The sequence below is a fragment of the Streptomyces sp. SudanB25_2051 genome (assembly GCF_964272635.1).
In the GTDB taxonomy this organism is placed as follows: domain Bacteria; phylum Actinomycetota; class Actinomycetes; order Streptomycetales; family Streptomycetaceae; genus Streptomyces.
Genome location: NZ_OZ186787.1, coordinates 3,561,031 through 3,580,672 on the forward strand (window position 1 = coordinate 3,561,031; position 19,642 = coordinate 3,580,672).

The 19,642-nt window shown below is 73.8% G+C and carries 21 protein-coding genes; 12 read left to right on the plus strand and 9 right to left on the minus strand.

What is annotated here, in order from left to right:
• Positions 1 to 173: 173 nt before the first annotated feature.
• Positions 174 to 1,613, minus strand: coding sequence for an MDR family MFS transporter (locus tag ACSUPT_RS15930; RefSeq protein WP_436944718.1), 1,440 nt, complete (start codon positions 1,611 to 1,613; stop codon positions 174 to 176).
• Positions 1,614 to 1,779: 166 nt separating this feature from the next.
• On the opposite strand from ACSUPT_RS15930, the gene ACSUPT_RS15935 reads away from it, so the two are divergent.
• Together ACSUPT_RS15935 and ACSUPT_RS15940 are read left to right on the plus strand one after the other, a co-directional pair.
• On the plus strand, positions 1,780 to 2,541 hold the full coding sequence (locus ACSUPT_RS15935; RefSeq protein ID WP_361657281.1) for a phosphoglyceromutase: 762 nt from the start codon (positions 1,780 to 1,782) through the stop codon (positions 2,539 to 2,541).
• Between the two features lie 183 nt (positions 2,542 to 2,724).
• Positions 2,725 to 2,946, plus strand: coding sequence for a hypothetical protein (locus tag ACSUPT_RS15940; RefSeq protein WP_351963883.1), 222 nt, complete (start codon positions 2,725 to 2,727; stop codon positions 2,944 to 2,946).
• A gap of 285 nt (positions 2,947 to 3,231) precedes the next feature.
• Here ACSUPT_RS15940 and ACSUPT_RS15945 read toward each other — a convergent pair whose 3' ends face one another.
• A complete protein-coding gene (locus ACSUPT_RS15945) occupies positions 3,232 to 3,690 on the minus strand; it encodes a hypothetical protein (RefSeq protein ID WP_351963884.1) in 459 nt (152 codons plus the stop codon).
• A 48-nt stretch (positions 3,691 to 3,738) separates the two neighbouring features.
• A complete protein-coding gene (locus ACSUPT_RS15950) occupies positions 3,739 to 4,242 on the minus strand; it encodes a hypothetical protein (protein WP_361657277.1) in 504 nt (167 codons plus the stop codon).
• A gap of 17 nt (positions 4,243 to 4,259) precedes the next feature.
• Here ACSUPT_RS15950 and ACSUPT_RS15955 point away from each other — a divergent pair, with 17 nt between their 5' ends.
• A complete protein-coding gene (locus tag ACSUPT_RS15955; protein ID WP_365725156.1) occupies positions 4,260 to 4,877 on the plus strand; it encodes a histone deacetylase in 618 nt (205 codons plus the stop codon).
• A 63-nt stretch (positions 4,878 to 4,940) separates the two neighbouring features.
• Here the strand turns inward: ACSUPT_RS15955 and ACSUPT_RS15960 are convergent, their stop codons facing one another.
• Both ACSUPT_RS15960 and phoU read right to left on the minus strand, forming a co-directional pair.
• The gene (locus ACSUPT_RS15960; protein WP_351963887.1) at positions 4,941 to 5,090 is read right to left on the minus strand and encodes a hypothetical protein; all 150 of its coding nucleotides are present in this window, start codon (positions 5,088 to 5,090) and stop codon (positions 4,941 to 4,943) included.
• Positions 5,091 to 5,312: 222 nt separating this feature from the next.
• Complete coding sequence (gene phoU / locus ACSUPT_RS15965; RefSeq protein WP_351963888.1) at positions 5,313 to 5,993, minus strand: phosphate signaling complex protein PhoU; 681 nt, start codon at positions 5,991 to 5,993, stop codon at positions 5,313 to 5,315.
• Between the two features lie 217 nt (positions 5,994 to 6,210).
• Here phoU and ACSUPT_RS15970 point away from each other — a divergent pair, with 217 nt between their 5' ends.
• Positions 6,211 to 7,437, plus strand: coding sequence for a sensor histidine kinase (locus ACSUPT_RS15970; RefSeq protein ID WP_351963889.1), 1,227 nt, complete (start codon positions 6,211 to 6,213; stop codon positions 7,435 to 7,437).
• Complete coding sequence (locus ACSUPT_RS15975) at positions 7,434 to 8,114, plus strand: response regulator transcription factor (RefSeq protein WP_023587428.1); 681 nt, start codon at positions 7,434 to 7,436, stop codon at positions 8,112 to 8,114. Before ACSUPT_RS15970 ends, ACSUPT_RS15975 begins: the two co-directional genes overlap by 4 nt.
• Before the next feature lie 134 nt (positions 8,115 to 8,248).
• Here ACSUPT_RS15975 and ACSUPT_RS15980 read toward each other — a convergent pair whose 3' ends face one another.
• Positions 8,249 to 8,920 carry a DUF461 domain-containing protein gene (locus ACSUPT_RS15980; RefSeq protein WP_351963890.1) on the minus strand — a complete coding sequence of 224 codons (672 nt, stop codon included), beginning with the start codon at positions 8,918 to 8,920 and terminating at the stop codon, positions 8,249 to 8,251.
• A gap of 637 nt (positions 8,921 to 9,557) precedes the next feature.
• Here ACSUPT_RS15980 and ACSUPT_RS15985 point away from each other — a divergent pair.
• The 7 genes from ACSUPT_RS15985 to ACSUPT_RS16015 all read left to right on the plus strand — a co-directional run bounded on the left by ACSUPT_RS15985 (position 9,558) and on the right by ACSUPT_RS16015 (position 16,842).
• Complete coding sequence (locus tag ACSUPT_RS15985; protein WP_003953493.1) at positions 9,558 to 10,040, plus strand: CarD family transcriptional regulator; 483 nt, start codon at positions 9,558 to 9,560, stop codon at positions 10,038 to 10,040.
• Between the two features lie 350 nt (positions 10,041 to 10,390).
• Positions 10,391 to 11,131 carry a 2-C-methyl-D-erythritol 4-phosphate cytidylyltransferase gene (gene ispD, locus ACSUPT_RS15990; RefSeq protein WP_351963891.1) on the plus strand — a complete coding sequence of 247 codons (741 nt, stop codon included), beginning with the start codon at positions 10,391 to 10,393 and terminating at the stop codon, positions 11,129 to 11,131.
• Positions 11,121 to 11,618, plus strand: coding sequence for a 2-C-methyl-D-erythritol 2,4-cyclodiphosphate synthase (gene ispF / locus ACSUPT_RS15995; RefSeq protein ID WP_351963892.1), 498 nt, complete (start codon positions 11,121 to 11,123; stop codon positions 11,616 to 11,618). Before ispD ends, ispF begins: the two co-directional genes overlap by 11 nt.
• Before the next feature lie 109 nt (positions 11,619 to 11,727).
• The gene (gene cysS, locus ACSUPT_RS16000; RefSeq protein ID WP_351963893.1) at positions 11,728 to 13,128 is read left to right on the plus strand and encodes a cysteine--tRNA ligase; all 1,401 of its coding nucleotides are present in this window, start codon (positions 11,728 to 11,730) and stop codon (positions 13,126 to 13,128) included.
• An 87-nt stretch (positions 13,129 to 13,215) separates the two neighbouring features.
• Entirely contained in the window at positions 13,216 to 14,166 is a 951-nt protein-coding gene (gene rlmB, locus ACSUPT_RS16005) for a 23S rRNA (guanosine(2251)-2'-O)-methyltransferase RlmB (protein WP_351963894.1), read from the plus strand.
• 121 nt (positions 14,167 to 14,287) lie between these two features.
• Positions 14,288 to 16,054 (plus strand): DoxX family protein, encoded by a 1,767-nt coding sequence (locus ACSUPT_RS16010; RefSeq protein WP_361657264.1) that lies wholly within the window; start codon positions 14,288 to 14,290, stop codon positions 16,052 to 16,054.
• A 152-nt stretch (positions 16,055 to 16,206) separates the two neighbouring features.
• Positions 16,207 to 16,842, plus strand: coding sequence for a helix-turn-helix domain-containing protein (locus ACSUPT_RS16015; protein ID WP_404149502.1), 636 nt, complete (start codon positions 16,207 to 16,209; stop codon positions 16,840 to 16,842).
• Here the strand turns inward: ACSUPT_RS16015 and ACSUPT_RS16020 are convergent.
• The 3 genes from ACSUPT_RS16020 to ACSUPT_RS16030 form a co-directional block, all read right to left on the minus strand.
• Entirely contained in the window at positions 16,839 to 17,567 is a 729-nt protein-coding gene (locus tag ACSUPT_RS16020; RefSeq protein ID WP_436944721.1) for a nucleotidyltransferase family protein, read from the minus strand. The two genes, ACSUPT_RS16015 and ACSUPT_RS16020, sit on opposite strands and share 4 nt — an antisense overlap.
• Positions 17,568 to 17,695: 128 nt before the next feature.
• Positions 17,696 to 18,118 carry a hypothetical protein gene (locus ACSUPT_RS16025; RefSeq protein WP_351963898.1) on the minus strand — a complete coding sequence of 141 codons (423 nt, stop codon included), beginning with the start codon at positions 18,116 to 18,118 and terminating at the stop codon, positions 17,696 to 17,698.
• Positions 18,119 to 18,353: 235 nt separating this feature from the next.
• Complete coding sequence (locus tag ACSUPT_RS16030; protein WP_351963899.1) at positions 18,354 to 19,490, minus strand: ABC transporter ATP-binding protein; 1,137 nt, start codon at positions 19,488 to 19,490, stop codon at positions 18,354 to 18,356.
• Between the last annotated feature and the right edge of the window lie 152 nt (positions 19,491 to 19,642).

Below are 19,642 nucleotides of genomic sequence, written 5' to 3' on the forward strand. Positions count from 1 at the left end.
GGGCGGCCCTCCCGCGAACCCGCCCCTCGACCCCGGCGGTTGACACTCCGCCAGTCTCCTTCCGGGGGCGGGACAGCGGGCGGAGGGTCCCGGATCCGGCCGCCGACGGCCTGGGGGCGTACGGCACCCCCGTGTCCGTACGCCCCCAGAGTCTCAACCGCGCGAGGTGCCCGTCATACGGCGCTGACCTCGCCCTTCGTGCCGCCGCCCGCCGCCGCCCCGGACCCCTCGCGGGCACCGGCCGAAGCCGCCTCCGGAGCGGTCGCCGGACCGGTCTGCGACGGCACGGCCACCGGGGGAACCTGCGACGCGGCCGCCGCCGGCGCCTTCCCCGCGTCCCGCGGGACCACGGCCCGAGCCGCCTCGGAAGCCCCGCTCCCCGAAGTCCCGGAGCCGGAGGCCGCCACCCCGCCGGCGACCGGCTCCCCCGCCGGCTCCTCCCCGCTCAGGGCGCGCCGCAGCAGCAGCGCGTACCCGGCGGCGGCGACCATCGCGACGGCGGCGCAGCCGAACCACAGCGCCTCGGGGCCGGGGCCCTCGACGACCCACCCGGCCGTGACCGGGGCGATGAACCCGCCGATCGACCACGCCATGCCCATCACGCCCTGGTACCGGCCGCGGGCGTGGACCGGCGCCAGGCGGGCGGTCGCGGCGGCGTTCACCGGGACGTACACCATCTCGCCGATCGTCCAGACGACCACGGTCACGGCGAACATCAGCTGCGTGCCCACCAGCGCGGTGGCGCCCGTGCCGACGGCGAACAGCAGCGAGGAGGTGACGAGCAGCGCGACGGGGGAGCGCTTCTCGGTGATCCGGTTGACCAGCAGCTGGAAGCCGACGATGACGACACCGTTCACCGCGATCACCACGCCGTACGACTCCGCGGAGAGACCCTGGTGGGTCATGGTCAGCGGGAGGCCGACCCACGGGGTGCTGAAGACGGTGCACACGAGCAGGCTCAGCAGCACGAGCGTCCGGAACGGCCCGTCGCGCAGCACGTCCAGGGTGGTCAGCCGGGGGCCGGCCTCCCGCTTGCCGTCGGCGTCCAGCGGTACCTCGGGGCGGGTCTCCGGGAGCCGTACGAACACGATCAGCGCGCACAGCGTGGTCGCGACGGCCTCCAGCAGGAACAGCGTCCGGTAGCCGAGGAACAGCGCGGCGCCGCCGCCGATCGCGGCGATGGCGAAGCCCAGGTTGAGGGCCCAGTAGTTGAGCGCGTACGCGCGGCGCCGGTCGTGCTCGGGCACCTGGTCGGCGATGGTGGCGCCGATGGCGGGCCGTACGGACTGCATGGCGACGCCCATCAGCAGGACCACCGCGGCGACCGCCCAGGGGCTGGTGACCACCGCGAGGGACGCCGCGCAGGCGGCGGCGGCGAGGTGCCCGGTCACCATGGTGGGGCGGCGGCCCCACCGGTCGCTGAGCATGCCGCCCAGCGGCGAACCGGCGATGCCGCCGAGCCCGTGCAGGGCGACCACGAGGCCGGCGTACCAGCCGGAGAAGCCGAGCTCCTGGGTGAGGAACAGCGACAGGAAGGTCAGGACGAACGCGCCCGTGCGGTTCACGAGCGTCGACAGCCACAGCCACCAGAAACCGCCGGGAAGCCCGGACACGGTGCGCCGGGCTGATCGTATGAGCGGAACGATGGACACGTGGGCTCCCCCTGTAAGCGGCTGGCTGCTTACCCGGAACTTACGAGCCCGTGCGGCCCGACGGCCAGTGAATTGACGGGGACCGTCAAGCGTCCGGGCGTCGGAGGCGTCCATTAATCTCGTACGCATGGCCGACGCACCGTACAAGCTGATCCTCCTCCGCCACGGCGAGAGCGAGTGGAACGCGAAGAACCTGTTCACCGGCTGGGTGGACGTCAACCTCACCGAGAAGGGCGAGAAGGAGGCGGTCCGGGGCGGTGAGCTGCTGAAGGACGCCGGTCTGCTCCCCGACGTACTCCACACGTCCCTCCAGAAGCGCGCCATCCGCACCGCGCAGCTCGCCCTGGAGGCGGCCGACCGCCACTGGATCCCGGTCCACCGCTCCTGGCGGCTGAACGAGCGGCACTACGGCGCGCTGCAGGGCAAGGACAAGGCGCAGACCCTGGCCGAGTTCGGCGAGGAGCAGTTCATGCTGTGGCGCCGCTCGTACGACACGCCGCCGCCGGCCCTCGCCGACGACAGCGAGTTCTCGCAGGCGAACGACGCCCGCTACGCCACGATCCCGCCGGAGCTGCGCCCCCGCACGGAGTGCCTGAAGGACGTCGTGGCCCGCATGCTGCCGTACTGGTACGACGGCATCGTCCCGGACCTGCTCGCCGGCCGCACGGTCCTGGTCGCCGCCCACGGCAACAGCCTGCGCGCCCTGGTCAAGCACCTGGACGGCATCTCGGACGCGGACATCGCGGGCCTGAACATCCCGACGGGCATCCCGCTCGCCTACGAGCTGGACGCCGACTTCAAGCCGGTCACCCCGGGCGGCAAGTACCTCGACCCGGAGGCCGCGGCGGCGGCGATCGAAGCCGTGAAGAACCAGGGCAAGAAGAAGTAACCAGCCCCTGGCCCGCAGGCCCTCTGCTCGTGGTGTTGTCGCCGCGGCAGGGGGCCTCGCCGCTCGCCGCGGGCCGCTCGCCGCGGGCCGCTCGCCGCGGGCCGCTCGCGGTGGTGGGGCTGTGCCGAAGGCGACAGGGGCGGGCGCAGCGCGGGGAAGGGTCGCGCGCGCATACTGGGGACGATGACAAAGCCTCCTGCCGTGAAGCGGCATCTGCCGACCAGCCCCTTCAAAGCCCGCGTCGTGCCGGCTCCCAAGGTCCTCGCCGTGGGCGACCAGGTCACGCACGACGTGTACGGCCTCGGCCGGGTGCTCGGCGTCGAGGAGGGGATCGCCGCGCTCGTGGACTTCGGCTCCACGCGGCGGCGGATCCTGAGCCCGTACGCCAAGATGACCAAACTCTGAAGGGCCCGCGCGTTCCGTCACGGCACGCCGCGGCCCCTCCGTACCCCGACAGGGAGACCTCCCATCGACTCGACCCCGCTTTTCTCCGCGCTGGAAGGGGCACCCCGCTCCTCCGCCGCGACCGTGCCGCCTCCGGCGACGAACCCCTTCCAGGCCCCCGACTTCGGGGAGGACGAGGACACCGGATACGAGGAGCCGCACGGACACGTCCCGGCCTGAGCGCGGCCCGAGCCGTGGCCCGTGCCGTGGCCGCCCGGCGTAGCCGCACGCGGTCGCGGCCCGAGCTCAGGAACCCGGCCGGCTCCCGGCCGGGGTACCGAGGCGCCTGCGGGCCCTGAGGCCGGACACCAGCAGCGCCAGCCCCGTCAGGGCCATGGCACAGCCCGACACCGCGGCCAGCAGGGCGATCGACGTCTCGCCGTCCGGGTCGCCCACACCGCCCGGCGCCGGTTCCGTGGCCAGCCACGCCAGGACCGCCCGCGCCGGGGGCACCACCGCCACGCCCGCGCCCAGGAGCAGCGCGCCCAGGGGGACGTCGTACGCACGGGACGCCCCGCCCTTCCGGGTGCAGGCGCGGACGGCTCCGGTCAGCAGGGCCGGCGGGACCGTGAGGAACTGCCCGACCAGCAGGCCCGTCAGCAGGGCCAGGCGCACATGGTCCGCGCCCGCGCCCCTCGGGTCGGGGAACAGGGCGCCCACCGCCCCGACGAGGAGGCCGACGGCGAGCGCGCGGAGCAAGGTCATGGCGCCAGAGCATGCCCCACGCGCACCCGCTCGCGCGACGCGCCCCCGCTACGGGCCGACGGCCGCGACCCAGCGCTCCAGTGCCGTGAAGTCCGCGGACGTCAGGCCCCGTTGCGCGGCCACCCGGTGCAGCAGCGCCCGGCCCCCGTGCCGGCCCTCCACCCACAGGCGGTCGAGCTCCCCGATCTCGTCGTCCACCCACACGAACGGGCGGCCCGCCGCCCACGCCACCACGTGCGGGGTCTTCACGTGCAGGCCGCGCGGAACGCCGTACGCAGGGCCGTCCGGCAGCTCCAGCACCGGCAGGCGCGGCAGACCGATCCTCGGCGCGACGGTCTCGTTCGCCTCCTGCCCCCACGTCGTCGCCCACACCAGCTCGCAGCCCAGACCCAGCAGGCGCGGGCCCACCGCGGGGTCGAGGCGGCCCAGCAGGGGGTTGCCGCCGGGCCCGGCGGGCGCGTCGCCCAAGGCGGGGGCGCCCGCGCCGAACGGGATCAGCGGCCCGTCGACGTCCAGGAAGAGCAGCGGGCGATCCGGCGGCACGGCGGTCATGGCGCCACCATAGAGGGGTGGACGCGGTCTGGTACGTGGCCTACGGGTCGAACACCGACACCGCGCGGCTGCGGTGCTACCTGCGCGGCGGGCGGCCGGCCGGCGCGCTGCGGGCGTACCGCGGGTGCCGCGACCGCGCCGCGCCCCGGGACTCGCGAGCCGTCGTGGTGCCCGGGTCCGTGTACTTCGCCACCGAGTCGCCCGTGTGGGGCGGCGGGCGGGCCTTCCACGACCCCGACGCCGCCGGGCGGACCCTGGCGCGGGCCCATCTGATCTCCGCCGGGCAGTTCCGCGACCTCGCCGCGCAGGAGATGTACCTGGACGCGGGGCGGGACGTCGACCTCGGCGCCGCCGTGCGGGACGGGCGGCTGGCGCTGGGCGGCGGGCGGTACGAGACCGTGGTGTGCCTCGGGTCCCTGGGCGGCAGGCCGATGCTGACGCTCACCGCGCCCTGGCGGATGGACGCCGTCGCCTGGCGGGCGCCGTCCGCCGCGTACCTGCGGTGCCTGGCGCGCGGGCTGACCGGGGCCGGGTGCTGGGACGCCACCGTCGTCGCGGCCTACCTGGCGGCCCGCCCCGGAGCCGCAGGGCACTGGACCCCCGGCGCGGTGCGGGACCTTCTCGTACGTCCCTGAGCGCGCGACCGGGGTGGCGGTCGCCTCCTCCGCCACCCCGGCCGCGCTCGTGATCCGGAACCGTCAGCCGCAGCTGCCGCTGCACGCGCAGGGGCCGCCCGACTGGCACCCGCAGCTGCAGCCGGAGCCGCAGCCGCAGGCGCCGACGAGCGGCAGACGGGTCGGGTGGGCCGGGGTCTCCTGCTCGGTCCGGGTGGTGGGGGAATCTGCCATGGCTTCCTCCTCAGCGGGGGGCCTGTGTCGCCTCGCCCCCATTGCACGCCCACCGGGGAGGGCGCATCAACGGCGCATGGGGGTGAGACGGCGTTCACCCGAACGGCCGAGCACGCCGACCCCGCCGGGCCTGACCGCCCGGCGCGGCAGCCGCCGCCGGCCGGCCAGGCAGCCCGCCCCCCGGCCGGACCCCCCGGCCCGGCAGCCGCCGCCGGCCGGGGCCTACGCCCCCTCCACCGGCGCCTCCGGCTGCTGGAGCTCGTCCGCGTGCTCGCCCGTCACCAGGTACACCACGCGCTTCGCCACCGACACCGCGTGGTCCGCGAACCGCTCGTAGTACCGGCCCAGCAGCGTCACGTCCACGGCCGTCTCGATGCCGTGCTTCCAGCGGTCGTCCATCAGGTGCTGGAACAGCGTCCGGTGCAGCAGGTCCATCTCGTCGTCGTCCTGCTCCAGCTGGAGCGCCAGGTCGACGTCCTTGGTGATGATGACCTCCGCCGCCTTGGCCATCAGGCGCTGGGCGAGCTGGCCCATCTCCAGGATCGTGGCGTGCAGGTCGCCCGGGACCGCCCGGTCCGGGAACCGCAGCCGGGCCAGCTTCGCCACGTGCTGCGCCAGGTCGCCGGAGCGCTCCAGGTCGGCGCTCATGCGCAGCGAGGTCACGACGATGCGCAGGTCCGTCGCCACCGGCTGCTGGCGGGCCAGCAGGGCTATCGCCCGGGCCTCCAGGTCGTGCTGGAGGTCGTCGATCTTCTGGTCGGCGGCGATCACCGCCTCCGCCAGCTTCAGGTCGGCGTCGAGCATCGCCGTCGTGGCGCGCCCGATCGCCGACCCGACCAGCCGGGCCATCTCGACGAGGCCTTCGCCGATCGAGTCCAGTTCCTCGTGGTACGCGTCCCGCATGGATGTCCCTCTCTCACTACGCTCGGGGTCCCGGTGGGGCTGGTTCGTGCTCTGGTGGTGCCAGGACCCCACGTTCCCACGGTCCGGCGGGGACAAGTCGGGTGCCTCCCTCACAAGTGAACCGTCACCGTCCCCTCGGTGAACTCTGGGCGACGACTGTTCGAGCAGCCACTCGGACGGCTGGGAGCGCACCGTTGACCATGCCTAACCTGGATGCATGGACGTGAACGCGGCGGTCGCCGCAGTGGCAGCGATCGCCGGGTTGCTCACCGGTGTCATCGCCATGCTCGCGTTCCGCTGGAGCGAGCGCGACCAGGCGAGGCCCACCCGGACCTCCCTGCACACCGACGCCGTACTGCCGCCCGGCGTGGACACGGTCCTCTCCGTGCTGCGCTCCTCCGCCGTCGTGCTGGACGAGAGCGACTCCGTGGTGAAGGCCAGCTCGGCGGCGTACGCGCTGGGCCTGGTGCGGGGCGGGAAGCTGGCCGTCGAGCCGATGCTCCAGATGGCGCGCGACACCCGCCGCGACGGTGAGATACGCCAGGTCGAGCTCGACCTGCCCCGGCGCGGCACGGGACGCGGCGAGGCCCTGGCGGTCTCCGCGCGGGTGGCGCCGCTCGGCTCCCGGCTGGTGCTGCTGCTGGTCGAGGACCTGACGGAGGCCCGCCGCATCGAGGCCGTACGGCGCGACTTCGTCGCGAACGTCAGCCACGAGCTGAAGACGCCCGTCGGCGCGCTGTCCCTGCTGTCCGAGGCGGTCATGGACGCCGCCGACGACCCGGAGGCGGTGACCCGGTTCGCCGGGCGCATGCAGATCGAGGCGACCCGGCTGACCAACCTGGTGCAGGAGCTGATCGACCTCTCCCGCGTGCAGAACGACGACCCGCTGGAGGACGCCGAGCCGGTCCGCGTGGACGAGCTGGTCGCCGAGGCCATCGACCGCTCCCGGCACACGGCCACCACCAAGAACATCACCATGGCCGCCGGCGGCGCCACCGACCTGCGGGTCTGGGGCCACCGGGGCCAGCTGGCCGCGGCCCTCGGCAACCTCGTCGAGAACGCCGTCAACTACTCCCCGGCCCACACCCGCGTCGGCATCGCCGCCCGGCGGGTCACCGCGCCCGGCGGGGACCTCGTCGAGATCGCCGTCACCGACCAGGGCATCGGCATCCCCGACAAGGACAAGGAGCGCATCTTCGAGCGCTTCTACCGCGTCGACCCGGCCCGCTCCCGCGCCACCGGCGGTACGGGCCTGGGCCTGGCCATCGTCAAGCACGTGGCCGCCTCGCACGGCGGCGAGGTGACCGTATGGTCCACCGAGGGCCAGGGTTCCACCTTCACCCTTCGTCTTCCCGAAGCGGCCGCCGGCCGTGATCGGGACCGCCGTACCACCGGCTCCGAGATCGCCAACGAACCTTTCACCGCCCCGGAGGTCCTTCCGTGACCCGAGTGCTTGTCGTCGAGGACGAGGAGTCCTTCAGCGACGCCCTGTCGTACATGCTCCGCAAGGAGGGATTCGAGGTAGCAGTCGCGACCACCGGGCCGGACGGCCTCGACGAGTTCGAGCGCAACGGCGCCGACCTCGTCCTGCTGGACCTGATGCTCCCCGGGCTGCCGGGCACGGAGGTGTGCCGCCAGCTCCGCGGCCGGTCGAACGTGCCGGTCATCATGGTCACCGCCAAGGACAGCGAGATCGACAAGGTCGTCGGCCTGGAGATAGGCGCCGACGACTACGTGACGAAGCCGTTCTCGTCGCGGGAGCTGGTCGCCCGCATCCGCGCGGTGCTGCGCCGCCGCGGGGAGCCGGAGGAGACCGCCCCGGCGGCCCTGGAGGCGGGCCCGGTCCGGATGGACGTCGACCGGCACGTGGTGACGGTGGACGGCAGCAAGGTGGACCTGCCGCTGAAGGAGTTCGACCTGCTGGAGATGCTGCTGCGCAACGCGGGCCGCGTGCTGACGCGGATGCAGCTCATCGACCGGGTGTGGGGCGCGGACTACGTGGGCGACACCAAGACCCTCGACGTGCACGTCAAGCGGCTGCGCGCCAAGATCGAGCCGGACCCGGGCGCCCCGCGCTACCTGGTCACGGTCCGCGGCCTCGGCTACAAGTTCGAGCCGTAGAGCGGCGCCGAGGGGCGCTGCCGGACCCGCCGCGCGCATCGCCCCCGTACACGAAGGGCGCCCCACCGGTCGTACGGACCGGTGGGGCGCCCTTCGTGGTGCTCGCGCCCCGCGCGTACGCCGGGGCGGGGGCGTCAGTGGCTGTCGCCGCCCTCGCCGTGGGCCGGCTGCGAGGCCGGGGCCGAACCGGCCGGCGACGCGCCCGGCGTACCGGCGGGGGAGCCGGTCGGGGCCGGGGAGCCGGACGGCGAGCCCGAGGGGGCGGGGGAGCCGGTCGGGGACGCGGCGGGGGAGGACGGGGCGCCGGTCGGGCCGAAGCCCTCGTAGTAGCCCTCCGAGGCGAAGACGAGCGCCTTGAGCTTGACGTCGCCCGTCTCGCTGAGCTGGAAGACGACCTCCTGGACGCCGCCCTTGGCGGAGCCCTTCAGGCCCTCGACCACGACGGAGGCGTTGCCCTCGCCGCCCAGGATCAGGGAGCCGCCCGCCGGGATGGTGAGCGGGCCGGAGCCCTTGGCGGGCTTCAGCTCGGCCTTGGCGCCGGAGCCCGGCAGCTGGACGCCCTCGAGCGTCTCGGCCTTGGAGCCGTCGTTGAAGAGGGTCGCGGAGACGGCCGCCGGGCCTTCGCCCTCGACCGGGGTGATCATCAGGGCGTTCTGGACCTTGATGTCGCCCACCGTGGTGGTGGCGTTGTCCGGCCTGATCTGGAGGGTCTGTGCGTCGTTGCCCGCGCCGCAAGCGGTGAGCGAGGCGAGGGAGATCACGAGGGCGGTGGCGGCGATGGCGCCGCGTCGAAGGCTGCGGCTCACGGCGGCGGCAACTCCTAGACGTACGGACTAGAGGACGGGCACGGTCGGTGCGACTGCCACCTCCCCGTGCCGGACCGGCGGGACCGGACCGGATCAAGGAGCGGTCAGCGGGCTCAGGTTACCGACCCCGTGTCCCCGCCCCGCACCCGACCCGCCCTGTACGGCCACCGGGCCGCGCCCGCGCCCCCGGCGGGCCGCGCGCCGGGGGCGCGGCGGGCGGCGGCCGCCCCGGGGCGCCGGCGGCGTTCTCGGCGCGTTCGCATAAGTGGCTTGATCAATTCTGCGGCGCTCACACATTCCCCACGGAAAAGCCACCTGTGATCAATTCGGGAAAGTGCCCGGCAACCGTCCGTACGGGTGACCGACAACCGAACGGAGTACCGGAACTGGACGCCATCGAACCCGACAAAACCGGATGTTCCACCCCTCCGTCGACCCTCCGGGTGTCCGTGATCGAGGCGTTTCGGACCGCGTCCACAGCCGCTCCGACCTGCGGATACCCGCCCGCGCGGGCCCGCCGCAGCACGTCCGCGCAGCTGTTGTCAAGCCCTGAGATATGCCCTGACCTGCGAAAACGCCATTCAGAAGAAGCCGTATCCGTGTTACTCTGGATAGCCACGGAAGGGGTACCTGTCACATGACGTTCAAGGTTGGCGACACCGTGGTCTATCCCCATCACGGGGCCGCGCTGATCGAGGCCATCGAAACTCGCCAGATCAAAGGCGTGGACAAGACCTACTTGGTGCTCAAGGTCGCCCAGGGTGACTTGACGGTACGTGTCCCGGCGGACAATGCGGAGTTCGTCGGTGTGCGCGATGTGGTCGGCCAGGACGGGCTGGACCGGGTCTTCGAGGTGCTGCGCGCGCCGTACGCCGAGGAGCCCACGAACTGGTCCCGTCGCTACAAGGCGAACCTCGAGAAGCTCGCCTCCGGCGATGTCATCAAGGTCGCGGAAGTAGTGCGCGACCTGTGGCGCCGCGAGCGTGAGCGCGGTCTCTCCGCCGGAGAGAAGCGGATGCTCGCGAAGGCGCGCCAGATCCTCGTCAGCGAGCTCGCGCTCGCGGAGAACACCAACGAAGACAAGGCCGAGGCCCTGCTCGACGAGGTCCTCGCGTCCTGACGCGCGGCCTTCCGGCCCGCGGCACCACCGCCTCCCCCGCCGCACCGGCGGGAAGCGGCCGGACCGCGAGTCCCGAGCGCTGATTGCCCGAGTGGGTCGCCGCCTGAGCGGTTCCCCCTGTGCGGTACGCCTCAGATGGCCCATGCAGCGACACTGCCGCGGTGCCCGATGACATGCTGTGATCCCACAGCTCCGTCGCCGGGCGCTGCGGCATGTTCGTACCCGTACGAAATCCCCGTACCAGGCGGCCCGCTCGACCGGCGTCACGGAAGGGTCCGGTCAGGGCGTCGCGCCCGCGCTGTGGCCATACCCATGTCGGCCGAGTAAACAAACCTGCCGGAGTGCAACCGATGTCAGACGCAGCACCTCCTGCCCGTACCGCGGCGGTCATCCCCGCCGCGGGCCGAGGCGTACGGCTCGGACCGGGCGCCCCCAAGGCGCTCCGCACCCTGGGCGGCACCCCCATGCTGGTCCACGCCGTGCGGGCCATGTCCGCGTCGCGCGCCGTGTCCCTGGTCGTCGTCGTGGCGCCGCCGGACGACGTGGCCGGCGTACGGGCGCTGCTCGACGAGTACCCTGCGCCCGAGCGCACCGAGGTCGTCGTCGTCCCCGGCGGCGCGACGCGCCAGGAGTCCGTACGCCACGGACTGGACGCGCTGCCCGAATCGGTCACCACCGTCCTGGTCCACGACGCCGCCCGCCCCCTCGTCCCGGTCGACACCGTCGACGCGGTCATCGAGGCCGTACGGGACGGGGGCGCGCCCGCCGTCGTGCCCGCAGTGCCGCTCGCGGACACCGTCAAGGAGGTCGAACCGGCCGCCGGCGGCGCGCCCGAGCCGGTCCTCGGCACGCCCGAGCGGGCCCGGCTGCGCGCCGTGCAGACCCCGCAGGGCTTCGACCGGGCCACGCTCGTGCGCGCCCACCGGGAGGTCACCGGCGAGGTCACCGACGACGCGAGCATGGTGGAGCGGCTCGGCGTCCCGGTCGTCGCCGTGCCCGGCCACGAGGAGGCGTTCAAGGTGACGCGCCCGCTCGACCTCGTCCTCGCGGAGGCGGTCCTGGCGCGCAGGAGGGTCAACGATGGCTTCTGAGAACGGCTTCGCGTTGCCGCTGGTCGGCATCGGCACGGACGTCCACGCCTTCGAGCGCGGCCGGGAGCTGTGGTGCGCCGGACTGCTCTGGGAGGGCGAGGAGTTCGGGCTCGCCGGGCACTCCGACGGCGACGTGGCCGCGCACGCGGCGTGCGACGCGCTGTTCTCCGCCGCCGGGCTCGGCGACCTCGGCGCGCACTTCGGCACCGGCCGCCCCGAGTGGTCCGGCGCCTCCGGCGTCACGCTCCTCGCGGAGGCGGCCCGGATCGTCCGCGCGGAGGGGTACGAGATCGGGAACGTCGCCGTGCAGGTCATCGGCGTCCGCCCCAAGGTCGGCAAGCGGCGCGCCGAGGCCCAGGCGGCGCTGAGCGCGGCGGTCGGCGCGCCCGTCGCCGTGTCCGGCACGACCACCGACGGGCTCGGGCTCACCGGGCGCGCCGAGGGCCTGGCCGCCATCGCCACCGCCCTGGTCGTCCGCCGCCCTTAGCACCGCGTCCGGCCGCGCCCCCCGCACCGCCGGACGCACGGCCCCGTCCCCCGCGGCCCGCCGCGAGGGACGGGCGTGGGCACAGGCGGCCGCCCACTACCCTGGAGTGGTGACTATTCGGCTGTACGACACCAGCGCCCGGCAGATCCGCGACTTCGCCCCCCTCGAACCGGGCTGTGTCTCGATCTACCTGTGTGGCGCCACCGTGCAGGCGGCCCCGCACATCGGGCACATCAGGTCCGGGCTGAACTTCGACATCATGCGCCGCTGGTTCGCCTACCGCGGCTACGACGTGACGTTCGTCCGCAACGTCACCGACATCGACGACAAGATCATCGCCAAGGCCGCCGAGCAGGGCCGCCCGTGGTGGTCGATCGGGTACGAGAACGAGCTCGCCTTCAACGACGGCTACCGGGCCCTCGGCTGCCTGCCGCCCACGTACGAGCCGCGAGCCACCGGGCACGTCACCGAGATGGTCGAGATGATGCGCGGCCTCATCGAGCGGGGCCACGCCTACGAGGCGGACGGCAACGTCTACTTCGACGTGCGCTCCTTCCCCGGCTACCTGGAGCTGTCCCGGCAGGACCTGGACGACCTCCGCCAGCCGTCGGGCGAGGGCGAGACCGGCAAGCGCGACCCGCGGGACTTCGCCATGTGGAAGGCCGCCAAGCCCGGCGAGCCGACCTGGGAGACCCCGTGGGGCCGCGGCCGCCCCGGCTGGCACCTGGAGTGCTCGGCCATGGCCCACAAGTACCTGGGCGGGTCGTTCGACATCCACGGCGGCGGCCTCGACCTGGTCTTCCCGCACCACGAGAACGAGATCGCCCAGGCCAAGGCGTACGGCGACGGGTTCGCGCGGTACTGGGTGCACAACGCCTGGGTCACCATGAGCGGCGAGAAGATGTCGAAGTCGCTCGGCAACTCGGTGCTCGTCTCCGAGATGGTCAAGCAGTGGCGCCCCGTCGTCCTGCGCTACTACCTGGGCACCCCGCACTACCGGTCGATGATCGAGTACAGCGAGGAGGCCCTGCGCGAGGCGGACGCCGCGTACGCGCGGATCGAGGGCTTCGTCCAGCGCGTCGTCGAGAAGGCCGGCCGGACCGTGGAGCCCGCCGCCGAGGTGCCGCCCGCGTTCGCCGAGGCCATGGACGACGACCTGGGCGTCCCGCAAGCGCTGGCCGTCATCCACAACACGGTCCGGCAGGGCAACAGCGCGCTGGCCGCCGACGACAAGGACGGGGCCGTCGCCCGGCTCGCCGAGGTCCGGGCGATGCTCGGCGTCCTCGGGCTCGACCCGCTCGACCCGCACTGGGCGGGTGAGGCCGGAGCGGGCCAGGACCTGCACGGCGTCGTGGACAGCCTCGTACGGATGGTCCTCGACCAGCGGGAGGCGGCCCGCGCCCGCAAGGACTGGGCCACCGCGGACGCCATCCGCGACCAGCTCGGGCAGTCCGGGCTCGTCATCGAGGACGGCCCGGACGGGCCTCGCTGGACGCTCGGCGCCCGCTGACGCACTCTTGAGGTGCCGCCCGGTCCGGCCGGGCGGCACCCCGCACACGCACGCACGACTTGACGTTTGACGACAGACAGGTAGGTCATGGCCGGAAACAGCCAGCGCAGGAACCGCCGCACCAGCAACAAGAAGGGCGCGACGGTAGGCAGCGGTGGCAACCGGCGCCGCTCCCTCGAGGGCAAGGGCCCGACGCCGCCCGCGCACATGCGCAAGGGCCATGTGAAGAACCGCGTCGCCAACGCCAAGGCCAAGCAGGCCGCGCGCCGCCCGGTCGCCCGGCGCGGCGGCAAGGGCCAGTCCGAGATGGTCGTCGGGCGCAACCCGGTCTTCGAGGCGCTGCGCGACGGCGTGCCCGCGACGACCCTGTACGTCCAGCAGTTCATCGACAACGACGAGCGGGTGCGCGACGCGCTGAAGCTCGCCGCCGACCGGGGCGGCATCCACCTGATGGAGGCCCCGCGCGCCGAGCTCGACCGGATGACGAACGGCCTGAACCACCAGGGCCTCGTCCTCCAGGTCCCGCCCTACGAGTACGCCCACCCGGAGGACCTGGCCGCCGCCGCGTACGACGAGGGCGAGGAGCCGCTGATCGTCGCCCTCGACGGCGTCACCGACCCGCGCAACCTCGGCGCGATCGTCCGTTCCGTGTCGGCCTTCGGCGGTCACGGTGTGGTCGTCCCGGAGCGCCGCGCGGCCGGCATGACGGCGGGCGCCTGGAAGACGTCCGCCGGTACGGCCGCCCGTACGCCGGTCGCGCGCGCCACCAATCTGACGCGCGCCCTGGAGGCGTACCAGAAGGCCGGCCTCACCGTCGTCGGCCTCGCCGCCGAGGGCGAGACGGAGGTCGGCGACCTGGAGGCGCTGGCCGGTCCGGTCGTCATCGTGGTCGGCAGCGAGGGCAAGGGCCTGTCCCGCCTCGTCGGCGAGACCTGCGACTACCTGGTGCGCATCCCCATGCCGGGCGGCGCCGAGTCGCTGAACGCCGGCGTCGCGGCCGGGGTCGTGCTGTACGAGGCGGCGCGCCGCCGCGCCTGACCGCACCGCGCCGCGGGGAACGCCCCGGCACGCGGAGTTCCGGGACCCGTCACGATGTTGACGGGTCTCGGACATTTGGGGGCCGTCAAGGCAGTGTCCTAACCCGCCGTCACTCGGTTAGATGAGTGTGGACACCAGAACGCCCCGGCCCGGCTTCGATGATCAGCCCGCGCTGAGCATGGTCAAGGTGAACAGCGACCCCGCGCAGGTCATCGTGAACCACGCCAGTTTCCGGGTACAGCTCGCCCCGGTCAGGAAGCCCCGGTTCGCCGACCCCGCCCGCGTCCCCGCCATGAGCGGCGCGGCACCCGGCGGGGTCCGGCGGCGGGCGCCGCTCGTGTGGACCGGCAAGTCCTCGCCCGGCGACCCCGGAGCGACCGGACTCCTCCAGGCCGTGCGCGACTCGGCGGCCCTCGACACCTACGACCGCACGGCGGCCGTGCCGCGCGTGGAGCTCGGCGCCGACGCGGGAGCGGGCACCACCCAGACCCTCCCGCGCGTCGGCTACGGCGACGACACGCTGCCGACGCCGGTCGTCGGCGGGCAGCGCGCCCCCGCGCCCCTCCCCGACGCCCCGCTGCTGCCGCCCATGCGGCGCGCCGAGGGCGCCTACGACCGCCCCGACGACACCGCGGACACGGGCGCACGCGGGTACGGCTCCCGCTACGAGCCCGCGTACGGCTCCGGCCACGGCGGCGCGTACGGCACCGGCGGCTACGGCGAGCGGTACGAGGACGGGTACGACACCGCCGACGACCGGCTCGACGAGGACGAGCGGTACGGGACCGACGGCCACCGCACGTACAGCGAGGGCTCCGCCGCGCACCAGCGGCACGCCTACTACCCCGGCCGCCGGATGAACCTCGGGGTGGTGCTGCTGCCCCTGCGCGTCTTCCTCGGCCTCATCTCCGTGTACGCCGGGATGGGCAAGCTCTGCGACCCGGTCTACTTCGACGGCGGCGAGCGCGGCTCGATGGTCCGCTGGCTGACCTCGCTGGACCCGTGGCCGCTCGCCGAGCCGCTGCGGGACTTCGCGCTGGCCCATCCGGTCGGATCGGGTCTCACCGTGGCGTTCGCCCAGGTCATCGTGGGTGTCCTGACGATCCTCGGCCTGTGGCAGCGGGTCGCCGCCGTGTTCGGCGCGCTGCTGTCGGCGGCGCTGCTGCTGACCGTGAGCTGGCGGGCCGTGCCCGTGTACGACGCGCCCGACATCATCTACCTGGCCGCCTGGTCGCCGCTGATCATCGCCGGGGCGCCGGTGTACTCCGTGGACGGCCGCCTCGCCGGCGAGGCGTGGCGGACGCTCGGCCCGCGCGCCGCGCTGTGGGCGCTGCGCCGCCGGGTGCTGCGGCGGGGCGCGGTCGTCGCGGCCGTCGTAGTGGGCCTGACGCTGCTGGTCGGTTCGGTCCTCGGCGGGGCCGTACGGTCGTCCGACCTGATCACCGTGCCGGGTCCGAACGACGACCCGACCAACCACCTGCCGGGCCAGCCGCTCCCCGAGGAGCCCGCGCAGAGCGAGTCCGCGAGCACGTCGGCCGAGGAGCCGGAGCCGTCCGAGTCGGCGTCCCCGTCCGAGTCGGCCGCGCCTAGCGAGAGCCCGACGGCCGGCCTGCAGTCCGAGGAGGACCCGGTGTCCGAGTCCGGGTCCGTCCGGGAGGAGCAGCCCACGGCCACCCAGGGCGTCGGCGAGGCACCGCAGGAGCCCCGCCCCGAGCCGCCCCCGGTGACCAGCGCCGGCCCCACCTCCAGCGGCGGCTCCGACAGCGGGGGCGGCGGCGACGAGGGCTCGGGGACGGGCGGCACGGACGACGGCGGCGGCTCGTCGGGCGGCACCTCGGGCGGCGGCTCGGGAGGCAACCGCAATCCGCTGGGCGGCCTCCTCGGCTGACCTCCACCAGCCGCACGAGGGCGGTCATCCGGCACGGACAGGTGCCGGGTGGCCGCCCTCCGGCGTGTCCGGGGTCTCGCGGTCGCGGCGGCTTTCCCGGAAACGGCAACAGCTGTTGCCGGTGCGGGAACGGGCGGGGTGCAATGACCGGCATGCGGCAGCACGACACCAAGGACCACGCCCGGCGGCCCTCCGAGGAGGGGCCCGCAGGCCTGGAGCGGGCGCTCGCCGGGGTGGGGCCCCGGCTGCGGGAGCTGCGCAGGCGGCGCGGGGTGACCCTCGCCGCGCTGTCCGAGGCGACCGGGATCTCCCGCAGCACCCTGTCCCGCCTGGAGACCGGTCAGCGCCGCCCCACGCTGGAGCTGCTGCTGCCCCTCTCGCAGGCCCACCAGGTGCCGCTGGACGAACTGGTCGGCGCGCCCGACGTGGGCGATCCGCGGGTACGGCTCAAGCCGCGCACCGTGCACGGCTCGACCGTGGTGCCGCTCACCCGGCAGCCCGGCCCGCTCCAGACGTACAAGATGGTCATCCCGGCCGACCGGTCCACGCCCGACCCGCGGGTGCACGAGGGACACGAATGGCTGTACGTGCTGGCGGGCCGGCTGCGGCTGGTGCTCGGCGACCACGACGTGGTGCTGGGGCCCGGCGAGGCCGCCGAGTTCGACACCCGCGTGCCGCACTGGTTCGGCAGCGCGGGGAGCGGCCCGGTGGAGATCCTGTCGATCTTCGGCCGCCAGGGCGAGCGCATGCACGTCCGCGCCCGCACCCGCCGCGACGAGCGGGCCTAGGCGTCCGGTACGGGGGTGTGGGCGGCCAGTTCCCTGGCGGCCTCCGTCAGGTCCTTCGCCGTGTCGATGGCCCTCCAGTACGCGCCCTGCGGCAGCGGGAAGCCGGCGAGGCGGCGCTCACGGGCGAGGCGGGGGAACGTGGTGCGCTCGTGGTCGCCCCGCTCGGGCAGCAGGTCGCGGAAGGCGGCGGAGAAGACGTATACGCCCGCGTTGATCAGATACGGCGACGGCGGCGCCTCGATGAAGTCGGTGATGTGGCCGAACGCGTCGGTCTCGACGGCGCCCCACGGGATGCGGGGGCGGGCCAGGGCGAGGGTGGCGGTCGCGTCGCGCTCGGCGTGGAAGCCGGCCATCTCGCGCAGCGAGAACCGGGTCCAGATGTCGCCGTTCGTCGCGTACCAGGGCTCGTCGGGGTGCGGCAGGTGCGCCGCCGCGTACTTGAGGCCGCCGCCGCGGCCCAGCGGCTCGTCCTCCACGACGGTGGTGACGTGCAGCGGCAGGTCGGCGCCGTCGAGCCACTGGCGCAGGACGTCGGCGAGGTGCCCGCAGGAGACGACGGCGTGGGACACGCCCTCGGCGGCGAGCCAGGACAGCTGATGGCCGATGATCGGGGTCCCGGTACCCGGGATCTCGACCATCGGCTTGGGGCGGTCGTCGGTGTAGGGGCGCAGTCGCGAGCCCTGGCCGCCCGCCAGGACCACGGCCTGCGTCGGAGTGGTGTGCATACCGGGCACGATAGGCGTACGGCGCCGGTCCGCGGACGGCTGGCCGCCCGGTGCGGGCCGGGCCCGGAGCCCGCGTGCGGGACGCGGCACCCGGCGGTCGCCGTGCGGGCCGTGCGCGGGTCGCGTGCTCAGCTCGCGGAGGCGACGCCACCGGCGAACGACGTGTCGCACACAGGCCGCGAGTAGGACTGCGCCTTCGTCGGGCCGTAGACGCGCACGGCGGCGGCGCCGAGGTCGCGGGCGATCGCCATGCAGTGCGGGGCGAGGGAGGGGCTGTTCTCCACGGCGCGCTGGAGGGCGGTGAGGGCGACGCCGGGGTCCTTGCGCTCCAGCTCGCTCACGAGGCGGTCGCGGAGCACGTCCTGCGGGGCGCGCGGCGTGTCCTTGGCCGGCGGCACCGAGACGTTCTCCGCGGACGCGGTGAGGAGCTGGTCCGAACGCTGCTGGCCCGCCCAGGGCACGCTGGAGACCGCGAGCGTGCCGGAGAGGACCAGGACGACGGGCAGGACGAGGGCGAGGGAGCGGCCGATGCGGCGGGCTGTCTGGTTCACGGAGGCGAGCGTAGCGCTCGGTGAAGTTTCGGGGACGCTTAGTCACTCTCACGAGGGAGGTTTCGTTACCTCCGCCGCGCCTCGATGTTGACGGCGTCACCCGGAATGGGCGAAGTGCCGGGGTTTTTCGGTACGTGTTGTTTTGCAAGATCCCCAAACGCGTACGGCTCCGCGTGGAGCACGCGGAGCCGTACGGCGGTCGGTGCGCGCCCCTCGGGGCGCGGCCGGTCGGGCGTCAGTCGCTGAGGCGCTCGCCGGTGGAGGTGGAGAAGACGTGCAGCTCGCCCGGGCGCGGGACGACGTGCAGCTCGGAGCCCTTCGCCGGGATGGAGCGGCCGCCGACGCGGACGACGAGGTCCTTCTGGGCGCCGCCGACGTGGGCGGAGCCGTAGACGTAGCCGTCGGCGCCGAGCTCCTCGACCACGTTGACCAGGACGGCCAGGCCGGCCGGGGCGCCGGAGTCCTTGGCGAGGCTCTGCGCGGCGTCGGCGCCGCCGTGCTCGACGACGTCGAAGTGCTCGGGGCGGATGCCGACCGTGACGGTCGTGTCGCCCTTGGCGGTGGCCGCGGAGAGGGCCTCGCGCGAGACGGGCACGACGCTGTTGCCGAACTTCACGCCGCCGTCGGTGATCGGGACCTCGACCAGGTTCATGGCGGGGGAGCCGATGAAGCCGGCGACGAAGAGGTTCGCGGGGCGGTCGTACATGTTGCGCGGGGTGTCGACCTGCTGGAGGAGGCCGTCCTTGAGGACCGCGACCCGGTCGCCCATGGTGAGGGCCTCGACCTGGTCGTGCGTGACGTACACGGTGGTGATGCCCAGGCGGCGCTGCAGCGAGGCGATCTGCGTACGGGTCGAGACGCGGAGCTTGGCGTCGAGGTTCGACAGCGGCTCGTCCATGAGGAAGACCTGCGGCTCGCGGACGATGGCGCGGCCCATCGCGACGCGCTGGCGCTGACCGCCGGAGAGCGCCTTCGGCTTGCGGTCGAGGTACTCGGTCAGGTCGAGGATCTTCGCGGCCTCCTCGACCTTCTTGCGGATCTCCGCCTTGTTCACGCCGGCGATCTTCAGGGCGAAGCCCATGTTGTCGGCGACGGTCATGTGCGGGTAGAGCGCGTAGTTCTGGAACACCATGGCGATGTCCCGGTCCTTCGGCGGCAGGTGGGTGACGTCGCGGTCACCGATGCGGATCGCGCCGCTGTTGACGTCCTCCAGGCCGGCGAGCATGCGCAGCGAGGTGGACTTGCCGCAGCCGGAGGGACCGACGAGGACGAGGAACTCGCCGTCCGCGATCTCGATGTCGAGCTGGTCGACGGCGGGCTTGGTGCCGCCCGGGTAGAGCCGGGTGGCCTTGTCGAACGTGACAGACGCCATGGTGATGGGTCCCTTCACCGGCAGGAACGTGCCGGACGATCCGAGTAAAGGAAGGATGTGTGTCTCGTCCACCTAGGTGAACTTCCCGGTGACGGTACCTGGCGGGACGGGTTGTGTCAGCAGTTCGGGGCGGCCGAAATTTTCGCCTTCGG